Genomic DNA, 17,076 nt, shown 5'->3' with positions numbered 1-17,076 from the left:
GGTGACTTCGCTGCCGAACCACGTCGACGTGGCGGCGTACGTCCTCGGTGTCCTCGACGAGGACGAGGTCGACGCCTTCGAGAACCACCTCGCCCAGTGCCGTCGATGTGCGCTCGACCTGCGCGATTTCGCCGAACTCCCCGACCTGCTCGACGAGGCCGACGCCAACGGCATGCTGCGCGCCAACGCGGGGGAGCGGCCCGACGGCCGCTCGGTGCGCGCGATGCTCGACTCGGTCTCGGACTCCAGGGCGCGCAAGCGCCGCAACGTCGCGCTGCTGGCCGCCGCCGCCGCGGTGCTGCTCATCGCGCTGACCGCGGTCGTGTCGGTGAACGTCGCCGCACCGTCCGACCCGGTCGCCTCGCCGTCGTCGCAGTCGGTGCCGGAGCAGACCAACCTGGCCAAGGGCGCGCCGGACGCGTCCGGCTCCATCGCCCGCACCGACGCCACCACCGGCGTGTTCGCCCGGCTCTCGGCCAGCCCCGAGCCGTGGGGCACGTCGGTGCAGGTGGAGGTGAAGGGCGCCAAGGGACCGACCCGGTGCGAGCTGGTGGCGAAGTCGCGCGGCGGCGAGGCGGTGGTGGTCGGCTCGTGGCTGGTCACCGGGACGGGGCCGAGCGAGGACCCGGTGGCGTTCCAGGCGGCGGTCGGCCTGCGCTGGCACGACATCGCGGAGTTCGTCGTGCGGGACGCGGAGGACGGCGCCTCCCTGGTCCGCCTGCCGACGTCCTGAGCACCGAGCCCCCGAGCGCGGCCGCCGCACGACCGTTCAAGACCGGACCCACCCGCACGGCGTTGACTCCCACCCCGGGAGGCGGCGTCGTGCCGCCGTGCGAGGAGGTCGTGGTGGAGGTCGGTTTCGTCGGTCTCGGCATCATGGGTCAGCCGATGGCCCTCAACCTGGCCCGGTCCGGCCGGCCGCTGGTGGTGTGGAACCGGTCGCCGGAGCGGGCGCAGCCGCTGCGGGACGCGGGCGCGAGCGTCGCGGCGACACCGGACGAGGTCTTCGACCGCGCCGACGTGGTGATCCTGATGCTGGCCGACGAGGGCGCGATCGACGCGGTCCTCGGCCGCGGCACGGACCGCTTCGAGCGGCTGGTCCGCGGTCGCACGGTCGTGCACATGGGCACGACGTCGCCGGGCTTCTCGAACGGCCTCGCCACCGACGTGGGCGCGGCGGGCGGGGAGTACGTCGAAGCGCCCGTCTCCGGCTCGCGCGGCCCGGCCGAGGCGGGCGAGCTGGTCGCCATGCTCGCCGGTCCGCCCGCCGCCGTGGCCAGGGTGCGCGAGGTGATCGCGCCGATGTGCGCCGAGGCGGTGGACTGCGGTCAGGCGCCCGACGCCCTGCTGATGAAGCTGGCGGTGAACCTGTTCCTGATCACCATGACCACCGGCCTCACCGAGGCGTTCCACTTCGCCGAGCGGCACGGCCTGGACCGGCGCACCCTGGTCGAGGTGCTGGACAAGGGGCCGATGGCCAGCAAGGTGTCCCGCGCGAAGACCGCCAAGCTCCTCGCCGACGACTTCGAGGCCCAGGCCGCGGCCCGCGACGTGCTGATGAACAACCAGCTCATCGCCGACGCCGCCCGCGCCGCCGGTGTCGCCTCACCGCTGCTCGACACCTGCCTGGCGCTGTTCACCCGCGCGGTGGAGCTGGGGCACGGCAAGGAGGACATGGTGGCCGTGCTGCACGCGCTGCGGGAGCGCTCAGATCCGGCGCAACCCCATCAGGACGCGTTCCATCAGCTCCAGTGACGGCCTGCCCTTGACGTCGATCGCCTGGTCGGCGTGCACGTTGATCAGGCTCATGTCGGACATGTCCGCCAGCAGCACGCGAACGACGCCGAGCGGCAACCGCAATGTCGCCGCGACTTCCGCGACGGAATGGGGGTTGCGGCACAGGTCGCTGATGATGCGGTGTTCCGCCGTGGACGTCAGGGCGTCTCGCTCCGCCCTTTCGTTCGTCGTCACGATGGTCTCGATGGCCAGCGTCGTCGCGGAATGCGTACGGCCGCCGGTCCTGGTGTAGGGGCGCACCCGGAGGGTCGACACACCAGCTCCTCACAGCGGTCGGCGTGGATCTTGGTCACACGGGATCAGGGTCGCTGACGCCGGTAGACCCTACGAGTGATCAGGGCTCCTGTCTCGGTTTTCCCGCCATGTGGGAGGTTTGTCGCGTCTCCGCGACGGTGCGTGCCCGACCGTTTCCAGCCGGTGTCCGGCGCCCGCGCAGGCATCGGATGATCCGCCCGCTCCACCACCCGTTCGTCCGCTGTTCGGCTCCCGGACCGCCTGGGACCGGCTTGTCCCAGGCGTCCGCCGGGTTTTACCCGATGGGTGTGGGATTGACGTTCACGCCTACCTCGCAGAACACGTAGGGGATAATTGTGTCCTGGCGGTGAGCCTCACCACCGGGCGGCTTGTGGCCGAAATCAACCTAGGCACCGCTGGAGCGCTCTCACAACGGTTGTTGACCAAGGTTTGAGGTTCGGCCCCGCCGAATTCCCCGATCAGTCCGCCGCACGCCGGCCGGGCGCGCGCACGGCCACCGGCAGGGTGAACTGGATCGTCTCCCGCGCCGTCTCGCGGATCTGGACGTCCCACGCGCCCAGCGCCTCGACCACCTCGTCCACCAGCCGCGGCGGCGCGGACGCGCCCGCGCTCACCCCGACCACCCGCACGCCGGCCAGCCACTCCGGCCGGATGCCGGACACGTCGTCGATCAGGTGGGCCGGCGTGCCGACCCGGCGGGCCAGCTCCACCAGCCGCACCGAGTTGGACGAGTTCTCCGACCCGACCACCAGCACCAGGTCCGCGTCCCGCGCGACCTCGCGCACCGCGTCCTGCCGGTTCGTGGTGGCGTAGCAGATGTCGGCCGACGACGGTCCCCGCAACGCCGGGAACCTCGCCCGCAGCGCGGCCAGCACCTCGGTCGTCTCGTCCACCGCGAGCGTGGTCTGGGTCAGGTAGGAGACCCGGTCCGGGTCCGGCACCCGCAGCGCCTCCACGTCGGCGACGCTCTCCACCAGCACGGTCCGCGCGGGCGCTTCGCCGAGCGTGCCCTCGACCTCCTCGTGCCCGGCGTGCCCGATGAGCACCACCGTGTCACCGCGCGCGGCGTACCGCCTCGCCTCCGCGTGCACCTTGGTGACCAGCGGGCACGTCGCGTCGACCACCTCCAGCTCGCGCCGGGCGGCCTCCTCCCGCACCGCGGGGGACACGCCGTGCGCGGAGAACACCACGGTCGCGCCGTCCGGCACCGCGTCCAGCTCGTCCACGAACACCGCGCCCCGCGCCTCCAGGTCGGCCACCACGTGGGTGTTGTGCACGATCTGCTTGCGCACGTGGACGGGGCCGCCGCGCTGGTCGAGCAACCGGTCGACGATCTCGATCGCGCGCTCCACGCCGGCGCAGAACGACCGGGGTGAGGCCAGCAGCAGGGTGTCGACCCGAGGGGGCACGGGGTCGTGGGGTGGGCGGGGTCCGGGCATCGGGCGGCTCCAGTGACGCGGTCGGCGGGTGTCAGTGATCGCGGCGGGTCGCCAGGCGGGCCACCGCTTCCAGCTCGCGCGCCGCCCGGTCGGCGGGCCGGGCCGCCTTCAGGTGCTGCCGCGCCCTGGCCAGCAGGTCGTCCGCCCGGCCCTGGGCCCACACCCGCGCACCGGAGGTCTCGATCAGCTCCGCCGCCCGCGCCGGGTCGAGCGGCCGGTCCGAGTGGTACATCGCGTCCAGCTCGCGGCCCGCCCGGGTGCCCGACGTCAGCGCCGCCACCACCGGCAGCGACTTCTTGCGGTTCACCAGGTCCGAGTACACCGGCTTGCCGGTCACCTCCGGGTCGCCCCAGATGCCGAGCAGGTCGTCCACGAACTGGAACGCCAGCCCGACCCGCTCGCCGAACGACCGCAGGTGCTCCACCTGCTCGGGCAGCCCGCCGCCGAACAACGCGCCCAGCGCGCACGACGCGCCCAGCAGCGAACCGGTCTTGCGCTCGGCCATCCGCACGCACTCCGCCAGCCCGACGTCCGCCCGCTCCTCGAACGCCAGGTCCGCGCTCTGCCCGTCCAGCAGCTGCTGGACCGCCGCCGACAGCACCCGGATCGCCTGCTGGGCCTGCGGGTGACCGCTGCCGGCCAGCACGTCCACCGCCGAGGTCAGCAGCGAGTCGCCGGCCAGGATCGCCGGGTTCACGCCGAACACGTGCCACGCCGTCCGCCGGTGCCGCCGGGTCGTGTCGCCGTCCATGACGTCGTCGTGCAGCAGCGAGAAGTTGTGCACCATCTCCACCGCCACCGCGGCGGGCAGCGCGGCGTCCACCGAACCGCCCACCGCCTGCGCGCCCAGCATCACCAGCGCCGGCCGGATCGCCTTGCCCGCGTCCGCGCCGATCGGCTCGCCGCGCTCGTCCCACCAGCCGAAGTGGTAGCCCACTATGGCTCGCATCGACTCGGGCAGCCGGTCCACCGCTGCGCGCAGCGCGGGGTCGACCCCGGCACGGCTCCAGTGCAGCACCTCGCGAGCGGACCGCTGATCGGGGCTCACGTCCAGGTCGGTCATCGCCACAACTCCTGTTCGGGGGATGCGCCCGCGCGCGAGCCGGTGATCCCTGGCGACGCGGTGCGGGCGGTGGAGGACCGGCGGCCGGGCGTGGCGGCCCGGCTGCCGTCGACTCCGCTGGTCAGGACCGACCGATCTCCACGTGCTCCAGCACCCCGAGGGCGTCGGGCACCAGCACGGCGACCGAGAAGTACGCGCTGACCAGGTAGGACACGATCGCCTTCTCGTTGACGCCCATGAACCGGGCGTTCAGGCCGGGCTGCACCTCGTCCGGGATGCCGGGCTGGTGCAGGCCGATCACGCCGTTGTCCTGCTCGCCGACCCGCATGGCCAGGATCGAGGTGGTGTGCTGCGGCGTGATCGGGATCTTGTCCGACGGCAGCAGCGGCACACCGCGCCAGGTGACGACCTTCGTGCCGTCCACGTCGGCCGTGCCCGGGTACACGCCGCGCTTGTTGGCCTCCCGGCCGAACGCGGCGATGGTGCGCGGGTGGGCCAGCATGAACGCCGTCTTGCGCCGCCGGGACAGCAGCTCGTCCAGGTCGTCCGGGGTCGGCGGGCCGCTGCGGGTGTGGATGCGCTGCCGCAGGTCGGCGTTGTGCAGCAGCCCGATCCGGCGGTTGTTGAGCATTTCGTGCTCCTGGCGCTCGCGCAGCGCCTCGATGGTCAGCCGCAGCTGCTGCTCGGTCTGGTTCATCGGGTGGTTGTAGAGGTCGGCGACGCGGCTGTGCACCCGCAGCACGGTCTGCGCCACCTCCAGCTCGTACTCGCGCGGCGACAGCTCGTAGTCCACGAACGTCGCGGGCAGGTCCGGCTCGCCCTCGTGGCCCGAGGCGATCTCGATCTCCGCCTCGCCGTGCTTGTTCTGCGGCTTGCCCGCGTTGCGCGCGACCGACTCGATGTGCGCGCGCAGCGACTCGACCTGGTCCTCCAGCTCCTGCACCGACCGCAGCGGCAGCACCAGGGCGATCACCGGGGTGACCGCCTTGGCGGTGAACTCCCACGCCGCCTCGACGCCGGCCAGCACCTCGGCGCCGAAGTGGTCGCCACCGGCCATCGTGTCCAGCACGGTCTGGTCGCCGTACTCGCCGCGGCCGACCTTGTTCACTTTGCCGTGCGCGATCAGGTACACCTCGTCGGCCCGGTCGCCCGAGGAGACCAGCGCGTCACCCGGCTGGAACTCGCGCAGCCGGAACCGGTTCGCCAGCGCGACCAGCACGTCGTCGTCCGGGAAGTCGCGCAGCACCGGCAGCTCCCGCAGCTCCTGCGGGATCACCCGGATGTCGGCGCCGGTGCTGACGAAGCTCACCCGCCCGTCGCCGAGCGCGTAGGTGAGGCGGCGGTTGACCCGGTAGGTGCCTGCCTGGGTGGTCACCCAGGGCAGCTTCCGCAGCAACCACCGCGGCGAGATGCCCTGCATCTGCGGTGTGGACTTGGTGGTGCTCGCCAGGTTCCGCGCGCTCGCGGTGCTCAGGCTCTGGCGGTGCTGCTCGGCCTCTTCCGGTGCGAGGCCGGGGTCTGTCACGGTCACTTGAGCCGCCCAATCTGGTCAGGGGGAGTGGTCAGTCCTCGCGGCCGAGTTCCACGTGCTCCAGCACGCCGATGGCGTCCGGCACGAGGATGGCGGTGGAGTAGTAGGCGCTGACGAGGTAGGAGATGATCGCCTTCTCGTTGATGCCCATGAACCGCACGTTCAGGCCGGGCTGGTACTCGTCGGGCAGGCCCGTCTGGTGCAGGCCGATCACGCCCTGGTTCTGCTCGCCGGCGCGCAGCAGCACCACCGAGCTGGTGCGGGTCTTGGTGACCGGGATCTTGTTGCACGGCAGCACGGGCACACCGCGCCACGCGGGCACGTGGTGCCCGTTGAGGTCGATCGTCGACGGGTAGATCCCGCGCTTGCTGCACTCGCGGCCGAACGCGGCGATCACCCGGGGGTGCGCCAGGAACGCGGTCGGCTCCTTCCACACGGTGGCGAGCAGGTCGTCCATGTCGTCCGGGGTCGGCGGGCCGCTGCGGGTGTGGATGCGCTGCTTGAGGTCGGCGCTGTTGAGCAGGCCGAAGTCGCGGTTGTTGACCATCTCGTGCTCCTGGCGCTCGCGCAGCGCCTCGATGGTCAGCCGCAGCTGCTGCTCCACCTGGTCCATCGGGTGGTTGTAGAGGTCGGCGACGCGGCTGTGCACCCGCAGCACGGTCTGCGCGACGCTCAGCTCCAGCTCGCGCGGCGCGACCTCGTAGTCGACGAACGTGCCGGGCAGGTCGGGCTCGCCGTCGTGGCCGGAGGCGATGTCGATCTCGGCCTCGCCGTAGGCGTTGGACCGGCCCGCGCCGGCGGCCAGCATCCGCTGGATGTGCGCGCGCAGGCCGCCCGCCTCGCCGTTGAGCTGTTCGAACACGTCCCACGGCAGCACCAGGGCGATCACCGGCGTGACGGCCTTGATCGTGACGTCCCACGCGTCCTGCGGACCGGCCAGCACCTCGCCGCCGAAGTGCTCGCCGTCGGCCATGGTGCCGAGCACGGTCTGGTCGCCGTACTCGCCGCGACCGATGCGGTTCACCTTGCCGTGCGCGATGAGGTAGACGGCGTCCTGCGGCCGGCCCTCCTCGACCAGCACCGCGCCGGGCTCGTACTCGCGCTGCTCGAACCGGCCGGCCAGCGCGGTCAGGGCGTCGACGTCGTCGTAGCCGCGCAGCAGCGCCAGCTCGGTCAGCTCCTGCGGGATGACCCGCACGTCCGCGCCGATGTTGGTGAACGTCAGGCGACCGTCCCCGACGGAGTAGCTGAGCCTGCGGTTGACCCGGAAGGCGCCGCCCTTCGCCTCCACCCAGGGCAGGAGCTTGAGCAGCCACCGCGAGGTGATGCCCTGCATCTGGGGGACGGACTTGGTCGTGGTCGCGAGGTTCCGGGCCGCCGCCGTGCCGAGGCTGAGCCGGGAGTGCTCGGTCTCCAAGTCCGAATCGGTCACAGTCACCGCGTACACCGCCAATCGGATTCGTTCAATGGTCCGGATTGACGGTAGTGAGCCCGAATGCGCCACGGAAAGCGGCCGATGTGACGACACCCCGGAGGGTCAACAACACCCGATGTGCGTACTCAGTGTGGACTTTTTCCACGTCGCAAGTATTCAACGGGTGATCTTCCGGTTCGGAAGTGGATCTATTCGTCCTGATGGGGAATGGTTGACCCGTTGGATGGAGTGATTTTCACTGCAACGTGTTCTTGACGTGGCCGTTCGACCTGACAGGCGAGGTAATTCCGCACATGTGCGGCTGAAATTTCACTCTCTTGTGCACACGGCAACGCGGTGCCGGAGCAATCCGGCACCGCGTTGTCACGACGTGCTCGTCAGACCGAGTGGGGGCAGGTGTCCCGGTAGTCCGAGATCAGCGAGCTGTTGGCGGGGGAGGGGCACAGGAACTGCTCGTAGCGGGTGTCGTTGTCGATGAACCGCTTGAGCCACGCGATGCTGTACTTCGCGATCGTCGTGTTGGAGCTGTTCGGCGCGAAGTGGCTCGCCCCGTTCAGCTCCAGGTACGCCTTGTCCAGCGTGGACGGCAGCGAGGTGTAGAACGGGATCGAGTGCGACGACACCGGCGCGACCGAGTCGTTCTCGGCGCCGACGACCAGGGTCGGCACCCGGTTGCTGCCCCAGCTCTTGTCGGTGTGCCACCCGGTCAGCGGGATCGCCGCCTGCAGCGACGGGCGCTGCTCGGCGGCGCGCATCGTGCCACCGCCGCCCATCGAGTGGCCCATGAGGCCGAGCCGGGAGGCGTCGATCCGGGTGCGGACCGTGCTGCGCTGGGTCAGGTAGTCCAGCGCGGACAGCAACTGGTCCGCCCGGCTGTCGGGCTGGTCGTAGCGGGTGTTGGTGTCGATGGTGAACACCACGAAGCCCTGCGACGCGATGCGCGGGCCCAGCCACGAGATGCTGGACTGCGTGCCGGTGTAACCGGGCGAGATGGCGATCGCGCCGAAGGTGCCCTCGGCGGTGCTGGTCGGGTAGTAGATCGTGCCACCGCCGAAGCCGGTGACCGACAAGGAGGACACCGAGGTGGAGGAGGTGGCGAACGGGCCGCGGGACGCTTCGATGCTGGAGTCGGACGGCGCGGGACCGCGCCGGAACTCCTCCTCGGCGGCGTTGGCCGGCGCCACGCCGACCAGCGACAGGGCCAGTGCGGGGATCAGCGCGGGGATCAGTTTGCGGAGTTGCACGTCGGTGTACACCTCGCTTGGCAGGGAAACTGCGGACGGTGATGACCCTGCGCCACCCGGTGAGCGCTCCGCATCGGTGCAACCACCGGTCCGGGGCGAAAACTAACGCTGGTAGATAATTTCCGCCGCACCCCTTCCGCCCGGCCTCGGCCTCCGGCCAGACTGGCTGCATGCTGCGCGGACGTGACCGGCAGCGCGTCGCCGTCGACGCGTTGCTCACCCGTGCCCGAGCCGGTCGCGGCGGGGCGCTGGTGCTGCGGGGCGGCGCCGGGTCGGGCAAGACCGCGGCGCTCGCCGCCGCTCGGCAGGGTTTCGCCGCGTCCGGCCGGGAGGTGCTGCTGTGCGTGGACGACGCCCACCTCCTGGAAGACACCACGTGGTTGGTGGAGCTGGCCGCGGCCGCCGCCGACGAGCCGGTGGCCGTGCTGATCGCCACCGAGGGCGAGCCGTACGGGCTGCCGTGGGTGCGGCTGGACCCGCTCGACCACGCCGACAGCCTGCGCGTGCTGCGCGAGCTGCGGCCCGGTCTCGCGCCCGGTCTCGCCGACGACCTCGCCGACCTGGCCAGGGGCAACCCGCTCGCGCTCACCGAGCTGGCCCGCGCGCTGACCTCCGAACAGCTCGGCGGCACCACGCCCGCGCCGGACGCGCTGCCGGAGGACAGCTCCCTGCGCGCCCGGTTCAGCGCCCGCTTCCGCGCGCTGTCCCCGCAGGCCCGCTTCGCGGCGGCGTTGACCGTGGTGGACGACGAGGTCGACGCCGACGCCCTGGCCCGGCTGCCCGACCTCGACCTGGCCGCCGTCGAGGAGGCGAACGCCCTGCTCGCCGACGGTCCGCTGGTCCGGTCCACGCTGCGCGCCGAGGTGCCGCTGGCCCTGCGCTACGCCGCGCACGCCGCGCTGGCCGAGCACCTGCCCGCCGGACCGCGCCGCACCTGGCACGAGGCCGCCCGCGCGCCCGGCGCCCGGGACGCGTTCGCCGAGCGGCTGGTCGAGGCCGCGAACCGGGCCCGCCGCTGCGGCGACTACCCGGCCGCGGCCCGCGACCACGACCGGGCCGCCGCGCTGGCCGCCGACCCGGACGCCCGGGCGCGGCACCTGATCGCCGCCGCCACCGACCACTGGGCGCACGGCGCGCCCCGCCGGGCCAGGGTCGCGCTGCGCACCGCCGCCCGGCTGACCGACAGCGACGAGCTGCGGGCCCGCACCGAGCTGCTGCGCGGCGGCATCGACCTGGGCAACGGCCTGCCGGACGTGGCGGTGCGCAGGCTGCTGCACGCGGCGGGCGAGCTGGTCCACACGCACCGGGCGCTGGCCATCACCGCGCTCGGCTTCGCCGGTGAGGCGGCCAGCATCGCGGGCGACCACGCCCGCTACGCCGAGACGGCCGCGTTCGCCGCGCGCGTCCGGCGGCCCGAGGAGCCGGACGGCACCCGGATCACCCTCGACCACCTGGCGGGCATGGCCGCCACCTACGCCGGTCGGCACGAGGAAGCGCTGCCCGTGCTGCGGTCGGTGGTGGAGCTGGCCGAACGGGTGCCGCACCCGCAGGCCAAGATCTGGGGCGGCCAGGCCGCCTACACCCTGGGCGACGCGGCCACCGCGCACGAGCTGGCGACCAGCGCGGTGACGGCGGCGCACGAGCACGGGCTGCACGCGCTGGTGCCGTGGGCGCTGGTCTACCGGGCGCTGTCGGCCTTGCTGCTGGACCACCACTCGGTGGCGATGTCGGCCGCGTTCGAGGGCGTGCACGCGGCCACCGCCATCGGCCAGCACAACGCCGTGGTCGACCACCTGACGATCCTCGCCCTGGTCGCCGCCCTGCGCGGGGACACCGACACCGCCGTGCACCGCATCGACGCCGCCGCCGAGCAGATCGCCGAACGCGGCCTCGGCCGGTCCGGCACGTTCGGCGCGTGGGCGTTCGCCTGCGTGGACCTCGTGCTGGACCGGCCCGCCGACGCGCTGGACCGGCTGCGGCTGATGGCCGCCGGTTCGGGCGGCGGCGTGCACACCGGCATCAAGGTGATGGCCGCGCCGCACGTCGTGGAGGCCGCTGTCGGCTGCGGCAGGCCCGCCACCGCCGATCGGGCGCTGCGCCGGTACGAGAAGTGGGCGGGCACCACCGGCAGCGCGGCCCGGCTCGCCCTGTCGCACCGCTGCCGCGGCCTGCTCGCCGACGGCCCGCGCGCCGAGGAGCACTTCCGCGAGGCGATCCGGCTGCACCGGGCCAGCGGCACGGCCATGGAACTGGCCAAGACCGAGCTGTTCTACGGCCACCGGCTGCGCCGCGACCGCAAGCCGCGCGCCGCGCGGGAACTGCTGCGCGACGCGGTGAAGATCTTCCAGCGCTACGAGGCCGACCGCTGGGTCGCCCGCGCTCGCGCCGAGCTGCGCGCGTCCGGCGAGGCGGTCGGCCCCACCCCGGCCGACCGGACCGCCGACCGCGCCGGCCGGCCCTGCGCCGACCCCGCCGCCGGGCTGACCCCGCAGCAGGCGCAGATCGCCCGCCTGGTCGCCGAGGGCGCGACCAACCGGGAGGTCGCCGCCCGGCTGTTCCTGAGCCACCGCACCGTCGAGCACCACCTGCGCAACATCTTCGCCAGGCTCGAGGTGCGGTCCCGCGTCGAGCTGACCAGGATGCTCGACTGACCCAGGAGGTGTGGTGCGAGAGGACTACCGGCACTGGCAGCGGATCCCGACCCGGTGGCACGACAACGACGTGTACGGGCACGTGAACAACGTCGTGCACTACGCCTTCATGGACACCGCGATCAACACGTGGTTGATCACCGAGGGCGGGTTGGACATCCACCGCGGGCAGGCCATCGGGCTGTGCGTGGAGTCCCACTGCAACTACCGCGCCTCCATCGCGTTCCCCGAGGCCGTCGACGCGGGCCTGCGCATCGGCCACCTCGGCCGGTCCAGCGTCCGGTACGAGGTCGGCTTCTACCCGGAGGGGCGGGACGAGGTGGTCGCCGAGGGGCACTTCGTGCACGTGTTCACCGACCGCGGCACCCGCAAGCCGGTGGCCATCCCGGCCGACCTGCGCGCGGCGATGGAAGGGCTGGTGGTGGCGTGAGGACGCGGGGTGCGGTGCTGACCGAGGTCGGCGGTCCGCTTCAGGTGCTCGACCTCGACCTGGACCCGCCGGGTCCGGGCGAGCTGCTGATCCGGGTGCGCGCCACCGGGCTGTGCCACTCCGACCTGTCGGTGGTCGACGGCTCCCGGATCAGGCCGCTGCCGATGCTGCTCGGCCACGAGGCCGCCGGCGAGGTGGTCGAGCTGGGACCCGGCGCCACCGACTTCGCCGTCGGCGACCGGGTGGTGCTGTCGTTCGTGCCCGCCTGCGGTTCGTGCCGCCGGTGCGTGTCCGGGCGGCAGGCGCTGTGCGAACCGGGCGCGGCGGCCAACCGCGCGGGCACGCTGCTCGGCGGCGGGCGCCGGCTCCGGCTGCCCGACGGCACGCGACCGCACCACCACCTGGGCGTGTCCGGGTTCGCCGAGTACGCCGTGGTGTCGGAGAAGTCGGCCACGCCGGTGCCCGCCGACCTGCCGTTCGAGGTCGCCGCCCTGTTCGGCTGCGCGGTGCTCACCGGCGCGGGCGCGGCCTTCTACAGCGCGGCCGTCACGCCCGGTGACCGGGTGGCGGTGTTCGGGCTCGGCGGTGTGGGGCTGGCCGCGCTGCTCGCCGCGCGGGCGGCGGGCGCGGCGCAGATCGTCGCGGTGGACGTGGTGGCGCACAAGCGCGAGCTGGCGCTCAAGCTCGGCGCGACGCACGAGGTCGCCGGTGGTCCGGACGCGGTGGAGCACGTGCGCGAGCTGACCGGCGGCGGCGCGGACAAGGTGATCGACACCACCGGCGTCGCGGCCGTGCTGGAGCAGGCGTACCTGGCGACCGGCGCGGGCGGCACGACGGTGACCGTCGGCCTGCCGCACCCCGACCGGACCATCTCGCTGCCCGCGCTGAGCCTGGTCGCCGAAGAGCGCACGCTGAAGGGCAGCTACCTGGGTTCGTGCGTGCCGCGGCGGGACGTCCCCCGGTTCGTCGAGCTGTACCGGGCCGGTCGGCTGCCGGTGCGGGAACTGCTCTCCGGGCGCCTCGCGCTGGACGACGTCAACGCCGGGTTCGCCCGTTTGGCGGCCGGAGAAGCCGTCCGGCAGGTCATCGTCCTGTGATCACCCAGCCGGTACCGTTGCCCGGATCGGGTGACGGCTAGGCAGAGGAGTGGTCGGCGGTGCGCAGACGGTCGATGCTCGCGGGCGTGGCGACAGCGGTGGGCGGCGCGATCGCGGGGAGCGGGTCGGCGGGTGCGGCGGGCGGTCCCGGGCGGCTGGGGCTGGCCGACTACCGGTTGGTCAACCTCGCGCACGTGAACGACCCGGACCGGACCAACGTCTACCCGGGCGACCCGGACTTCACCCTCACCACCGTCACGACGGTGCCGGAGCACGGGTTCTACCTGCAGTACGCACAGCAGGGCGAGCACACCGGCACGCACTGGGGCGCGCCCGCGCACTTCAACGCCGACCAGCCGCACGCCGACGAGCTGGACGCCGAGGACCTGTTCCTGCCCGCGGTCAAGGTGGACGTGCGGGAGCAGGCCGCGCGCGACGCCGACTACGAGGTGAGCGTCGCCGACCTGCAGCGGTGGGAGAAGCGGCACGGTCGAATCCCCGACGAGGCCGCGGTCGTGCTGTGGACGGGGTGGGAGCAGCGCTGGGGCACGCCCGCGTTCTTCAACTTCGACGCCGACGGCCGGATGCACCAGCCGGGCTTCTCGCTGGCGGCGGTGCGCTGGCTGGTCGACACCGGCCGCCTCGGCCGGCGCGGCGCGCTGGGCACCGACACGTTCAGCCCCGAGTCGGCGCTGGACGTCGAGTACCGGGTCTCCAAGCTGCTGTACCGCGAGCACCGGATCAGCCTGGAGATCCTGGCGAACCTGGCCGAGCTGCCGCCGACCGGCGCGCACGTCCTGGTCGGCGGCACGGTCAACCGGCGCGGCTCGGGCTCGCCGGCGAGCATCTACGCGTTCGTGCCGCGCAACGGCGGGCGCTGAGGGCGGGCGTCGACGGCGGGCTACTGCCCGGGCGGGCGGTCTTCGGGCAGGCGGTCGTCGGGCGTCAGCCGCAGCTGGCTGGCCAACAGGGCGGCTTGGACGCGGTTGTCCAGCTGGAGCTTCGTCAGCGCGCGCGAGACGTAGGTCTTCACCGTCGACACGCTCATGAACAGCCGGTCGGCGATCTCGGCGTTGTTCAGGCCGAGCCCGACCTGGCCCAGCACCTCGCGCTCCCGCTCGCTGAGCAGGTCGAGCCGTTCGGCGGCGTCCGGGAACGAGGTCGGCCCGGCCGCCGCCCGGACCGAGATCCGGCGCAGGACGCGCCTGCCGACCTCGGCGTTCAGCACCGACGCGCCGCCGTGCACCGCGCGGACCGCGGTGATCAGGTCCTGCGGCGCCAGCTGCTTGAGCAGGAAGCCGTCCGCGCCCGCGGCCAGCGCGTCGATCATCAGCTGGTCGTCGTCGAACGTGGTCAGCGCGAGCACGAGCGGCGGGTCGGTGTCCTTCTTCAGCTGCGCGGTGGCGGTCACGCCGTCCACCCTGGGCATCCGCAGGTCCATCAGGACCACGTCGGGCCGGTGCGCGCGGCACGCGGCGACCGCCTCGGCGCCGTCGCCCGCCTCGCCGACCACCTCGATGTCCGCCGCCGACTCCAGGATCGCCGTCGTACCGGCGCGGATCAGGGCCTGGTCGTCCACGACGAGCACCCTGATCACGACGCCGATGGTGCCACGGGACCGGGGTGGCCGCGCAGCGGGAGCTCGGCGCGCAGCACGAACCGGGCCGCGTCCGGCGACGGCCCGGCGGTGAGGTCGCCACCCGCCAGCGCCACCTCCTCGGCCAGCAGCCGCAGGCCACGGCCCGTCCCGGGCAGGGAGGTGCGGGCGGGGGGCGTGAGCGGACTGGTCGCGGTGAGTCGGACGTGGTCACCCGCACGAGTGAGCCGGAGGTCGACCCGCGGTGTCCCGGCGTGCCGCAGCGCGTTGGTCAGCGCCTCCCGCGCGATCCGGTAGCACAGGTCACCCGCGGTGGCGTCGCACTCGACCGGCGAAGCCTCGTAGGCCACGTCGACGCCGAGCGACCGGTAGTCCCGCACGAGGTCCGCGACGTCGGGCAGGCCGAACCTCTCCACGGCGCCGTCCGAGCCCGGTGCGGACAGCACGTCCAGCACCTCGCCGAGCTGCCCGATCGCCTCCTGGCCGACCTCGACGATCAGCTCGCAGCGCCGCCTGATCGACTCGGTCGCGGCGGCGTCCACGCTGATCGCGCCGGCCGTGGTCACCATCACGCTGACGTGGTGGCCGACGCCGTCGTGCATCATCGACGCCAGCCTGGCCCGCTCGGTCAGGCCGCGCTCCCGCACCGCGCTCTCCCGCAGCCGCCGCTGCCGTTCCGCGGACTGCGCGGCGTGCCGCTCCCGGTCGGCGGAGGCCTCTTCGAGGCTGTTCTTCGCCAGCCCCATCACGAACGGCGCGACCGCGGCCAGCGCCCAGTAGACCAGGCCGTTGACGCCGTTCGCGGGCAGGCTGGTCTCGAACTCGAACAGGTGGCCGACGTCGGTGACCGGCTCGAAGAACACCTGGTGCGCGGGCCAGAGCAGCAGCAGCGCCATCCCGGCGAAGGCCGGCGGCCAGCGGCGCCGCCTGGTCAGCGAGTAGGTCATCACGTAGATCGGGTAGGGCAGGTCGGTCAGCGCGAACGTGGCGCACGCCACCACGGTGGCCGCCCGGTCGAACTCGCGCCGCCACAGCGCCAGCACCACCGCGCACAACGCCGAGGTGATCGCGAACGCGGCCGGCGTCGGCGTGGGCGCGACGCGGTGCAGGCCGGTCAGCAGCCCCACCGCGGCGGGTCCGGCGATCACCAGCGCGACCATCCCGTCCCGGGACCGCCGCGAGCGGAACAGGTGCTGCCAGCGTTGCATCACTCACACCATGCAAGCAGCACGGCCGCGACCCGGCGACTCGCGCGGCCACGATCGGGTGCACCTGTCAACCGGGGTCCACGAGCCGGCCCGAAGCGTCACCGCGGGACGACACGGGCGGCCACCCGTCGCGGGTCTCCTGGAGAGGACCGACCAACCGACCCACGGAGGCGAACGATGACCGCGACCCTGCGACGACCGACCACCGGCGCCACGCCCCTGACCCCGCCGACACCCGTCCCGGCGCCACGACCCGGTTCGGTCGCGGTGGTGCTCGGGTCGCGGTCGGAGGTCTTCGCGCTCGCACCCGTGCTCAGCGCTCTGGGCGACTCGGCCGGGGTGCTCCGCCCGGGGCGGGAGCTGCCCGGCGCCGCGACGCGCGCCGAGGACCGCGACCGCCGGATCGCGGTCGCCCTGAACCGGTTGCGGCAGGTGTTCGCGGCCGACCGGCCGGACGCCGTCCTCGTGCCGGGCGCGACCGACACCGCGCTCGCCGCCGCTCTGGCCGCCGACGCGCAGGGCATCCCGCTGGTCCGCCTGGGAGCCGGGCTGCGCAGCCGGGAGCCGGACCGCCCCGAGGAGCACAACCGGGTGCTGCTCGACCGCGCCTGCGACGTGCTGTGCGCGTCGACCCCGGTCAACGTCGCCAACCTGGAGGCCGACGGGCTCGGCGACCGGGACGTCCGGCTGACCGGCGACACCACCGTCGAGGCCGTCCGCCACCGGCTGATGCCCGAGCGGGACCGGCGGGCCGTGCTGCGGCAGCGGGGGCTGGAGCCCGACCGGTACGTGCTGGCCACCATCGGCCACCCGGAGAACGTCGACGACGAGGAAGCGCTGTTCGCGCTCGCCAACCAGCTCGCCGGCGTGGTCGACGCCGGTCACCCGGTCGTGCTGCCCGTCGACCCGCGCACGAGGGCGGCGCTGGACCGCACCGGCATCCTGTCGTCCGGGGTGGACCTGCGCGTGGTCGACCGGCTCTGGCACTCGGAGTTCCTGGCGCTGGCCCGGCACGCCGCGTTGCTGGTCACCGATTCCGGAGCCGTGCAGCAGGAGGCGACCGTGCTGAAGCGGCCGGTCCTGGTCGTCCGGCGGTCGACCGAGCGACCGGAGGTGCTGCGCGACTTCGGCGCGCCCGTCCGGCCGCACGACGACATCACCGGGATCGCCCTGGGCTGGCTGGACCGCGACGGCGACGCGCGACGGGCCGGGCTCGCCGGGCTGCCGTCCCCGTTCGGCGACGGGCGCAGCGGCGAGCGCATCGCCGACGTCGTCCGCTCCCTGGTCCGCGCCGGGTGACCCGACCGGCCGCTCGCACCGCCCACTGGC

General features: G+C 73.4%; 15 protein-coding genes. 7 read left to right on the top strand and 8 right to left on the bottom strand.

All coding sequences use genetic code 11. The features are described 5' to 3' along the window. Position 1: 1 nt before the first annotated feature. Both AB0F89_RS29510 and AB0F89_RS29505 read left to right on the top strand, forming a co-directional pair. The gene (locus AB0F89_RS29510) at positions 2–733 is read left to right on the top strand and encodes an anti-sigma factor (protein ID WP_367128905.1); all 732 of its coding nucleotides are present in this window, start codon (positions 2–4) and stop codon (positions 731–733) included. A 113-nt stretch (positions 734–846) separates the two neighbouring features. Continuing rightward, positions 847–1,755, top strand: coding sequence for an NAD(P)-dependent oxidoreductase (locus AB0F89_RS29505; RefSeq protein ID WP_367128904.1), 909 nt, complete (start codon positions 847–849; stop codon positions 1,753–1,755). Here the strand turns inward: AB0F89_RS29505 and AB0F89_RS29500 are convergent. The 6 genes from AB0F89_RS29500 to AB0F89_RS29475 form a co-directional block, all read right to left on the bottom strand. Continuing rightward, positions 1,708–2,052 carry a DUF742 domain-containing protein gene (locus AB0F89_RS29500; RefSeq protein ID WP_367128903.1) on the bottom strand — a complete coding sequence of 115 codons (345 nt, stop codon included), beginning with the start codon at positions 2,050–2,052 and terminating at the stop codon, positions 1,708–1,710. The genes AB0F89_RS29505 and AB0F89_RS29500 overlap by 48 nt on opposite strands. Before the next feature lie 458 nt (positions 2,053–2,510). Then, positions 2,511–3,491, bottom strand: coding sequence for a 4-hydroxy-3-methylbut-2-enyl diphosphate reductase (gene ispH / locus AB0F89_RS29495; protein ID WP_367128902.1), 981 nt, complete (start codon positions 3,489–3,491; stop codon positions 2,511–2,513). A gap of 31 nt (positions 3,492–3,522) precedes the next feature. Then, positions 3,523–4,554: a family 2 encapsulin nanocompartment cargo protein polyprenyl transferase gene (locus AB0F89_RS29490; RefSeq protein WP_367128901.1), complete on the bottom strand. Its 1,032-nt coding sequence runs from the start codon at positions 4,552–4,554 to the stop codon at positions 3,523–3,525. Between the two features lie 121 nt (positions 4,555–4,675). Next, the gene (locus AB0F89_RS29485; protein WP_367128900.1) at positions 4,676–6,085 is read right to left on the bottom strand and encodes a family 2B encapsulin nanocompartment shell protein; all 1,410 of its coding nucleotides are present in this window, start codon (positions 6,083–6,085) and stop codon (positions 4,676–4,678) included. Between the two features lie 31 nt (positions 6,086–6,116). Next, on the bottom strand, positions 6,117–7,523 hold the full coding sequence (locus AB0F89_RS29480) for a family 2B encapsulin nanocompartment shell protein (RefSeq protein WP_367128899.1): 1,407 nt from the start codon (positions 7,521–7,523) through the stop codon (positions 6,117–6,119). A 374-nt stretch (positions 7,524–7,897) separates the two neighbouring features. Beyond that, the gene (locus AB0F89_RS29475) at positions 7,898–8,734 is read right to left on the bottom strand and encodes an alpha/beta hydrolase family protein (RefSeq protein ID WP_367139034.1); all 837 of its coding nucleotides are present in this window, start codon (positions 8,732–8,734) and stop codon (positions 7,898–7,900) included. Between the two features lie 200 nt (positions 8,735–8,934). Here AB0F89_RS29475 and AB0F89_RS29470 point away from each other — a divergent pair, with 200 nt between their 5' ends. The 4 genes from AB0F89_RS29470 to AB0F89_RS29455 are packed head-to-tail and all read left to right on the top strand — an operon-like array spanning position 8,935 to position 13,823. Beyond that, on the top strand, positions 8,935–11,415 hold the full coding sequence (locus AB0F89_RS29470; RefSeq protein ID WP_367128898.1) for a LuxR C-terminal-related transcriptional regulator: 2,481 nt from the start codon (positions 8,935–8,937) through the stop codon (positions 11,413–11,415). Between the two features lie 13 nt (positions 11,416–11,428). Continuing rightward, positions 11,429–11,845, top strand: a complete 417-nt coding sequence (locus AB0F89_RS29465) for an acyl-CoA thioesterase (RefSeq protein ID WP_367128897.1) — start codon at positions 11,429–11,431, stop codon at positions 11,843–11,845. Continuing rightward, positions 11,842–12,942 (top strand): zinc-binding dehydrogenase, encoded by a 1,101-nt coding sequence (locus AB0F89_RS29460; RefSeq protein WP_367128895.1) that lies wholly within the window; start codon positions 11,842–11,844, stop codon positions 12,940–12,942. The genes AB0F89_RS29465 and AB0F89_RS29460 overlap by 4 nt, the downstream gene beginning before the upstream one ends. A 59-nt stretch (positions 12,943–13,001) precedes the next feature. After that, positions 13,002–13,823: a cyclase family protein gene (locus AB0F89_RS29455; protein ID WP_367128894.1), complete on the top strand. Its 822-nt coding sequence runs from the start codon at positions 13,002–13,004 to the stop codon at positions 13,821–13,823. A 20-nt stretch (positions 13,824–13,843) separates the two neighbouring features. Here the strand turns inward: AB0F89_RS29455 and AB0F89_RS29450 are convergent, their stop codons facing one another. Continuing rightward, positions 13,844–14,539, bottom strand: coding sequence for a response regulator (locus tag AB0F89_RS29450; RefSeq protein WP_367128893.1), 696 nt, complete (start codon positions 14,537–14,539; stop codon positions 13,844–13,846). Beyond that, on the bottom strand, positions 14,536–15,747 hold the full coding sequence (locus AB0F89_RS29445; RefSeq protein ID WP_367128892.1) for a sensor histidine kinase: 1,212 nt from the start codon (positions 15,745–15,747) through the stop codon (positions 14,536–14,538). The genes AB0F89_RS29450 and AB0F89_RS29445 overlap by 4 nt, the downstream gene beginning before the upstream one ends. A 177-nt stretch (positions 15,748–15,924) precedes the next feature. On the opposite strand from AB0F89_RS29445, the gene AB0F89_RS29440 reads away from it, so the two are divergent. Next, positions 15,925–17,046: a UDP-N-acetylglucosamine 2-epimerase gene (locus AB0F89_RS29440; RefSeq protein WP_367128891.1), complete on the top strand. Its 1,122-nt coding sequence runs from the start codon at positions 15,925–15,927 to the stop codon at positions 17,044–17,046. Positions 17,047–17,076 lie beyond the last annotated feature (30 nt).

Source organism: Saccharothrix sp. HUAS TT1, assembly GCF_040744945.1.
Lineage (GTDB): Bacteria > Actinomycetota > Actinomycetes > Mycobacteriales > Pseudonocardiaceae > Actinosynnema.
The sequence above is the reverse complement of the archived record's forward strand: the minus strand, read 5'-3'. Positions and strand labels throughout refer to the sequence as shown.

Excerpts from the sequence above, each read along its gene's own strand:
- AB0F89_RS29490 (WP_367128901.1), bottom strand. The coding sequence starts at position 4,554 with ATGACCGACCTGGACGTGAGCCCCGATCAGCGGTCCGCTCGCGAGGTG.
- ispH (WP_367128902.1), bottom strand. The coding sequence starts at position 3,491 with ATGCCCGGACCCCGCCCACCCCACGACCCCGTGCCCCCTCGGGTCGAC.
- AB0F89_RS29440 (WP_367128891.1), top strand. The coding sequence starts at position 15,925 with ATGACCGCGACCCTGCGACGACCGACCACCGGCGCCACGCCCCTGACC.
- AB0F89_RS29445 (WP_367128892.1), bottom strand. The coding sequence starts at position 15,747 with ATGCAACGCTGGCAGCACCTGTTCCGCTCGCGGCGGTCCCGGGACGGG.
- AB0F89_RS29470 (WP_367128898.1), top strand. The coding sequence starts at position 8,935 with ATGCTGCGCGGACGTGACCGGCAGCGCGTCGCCGTCGACGCGTTGCTC.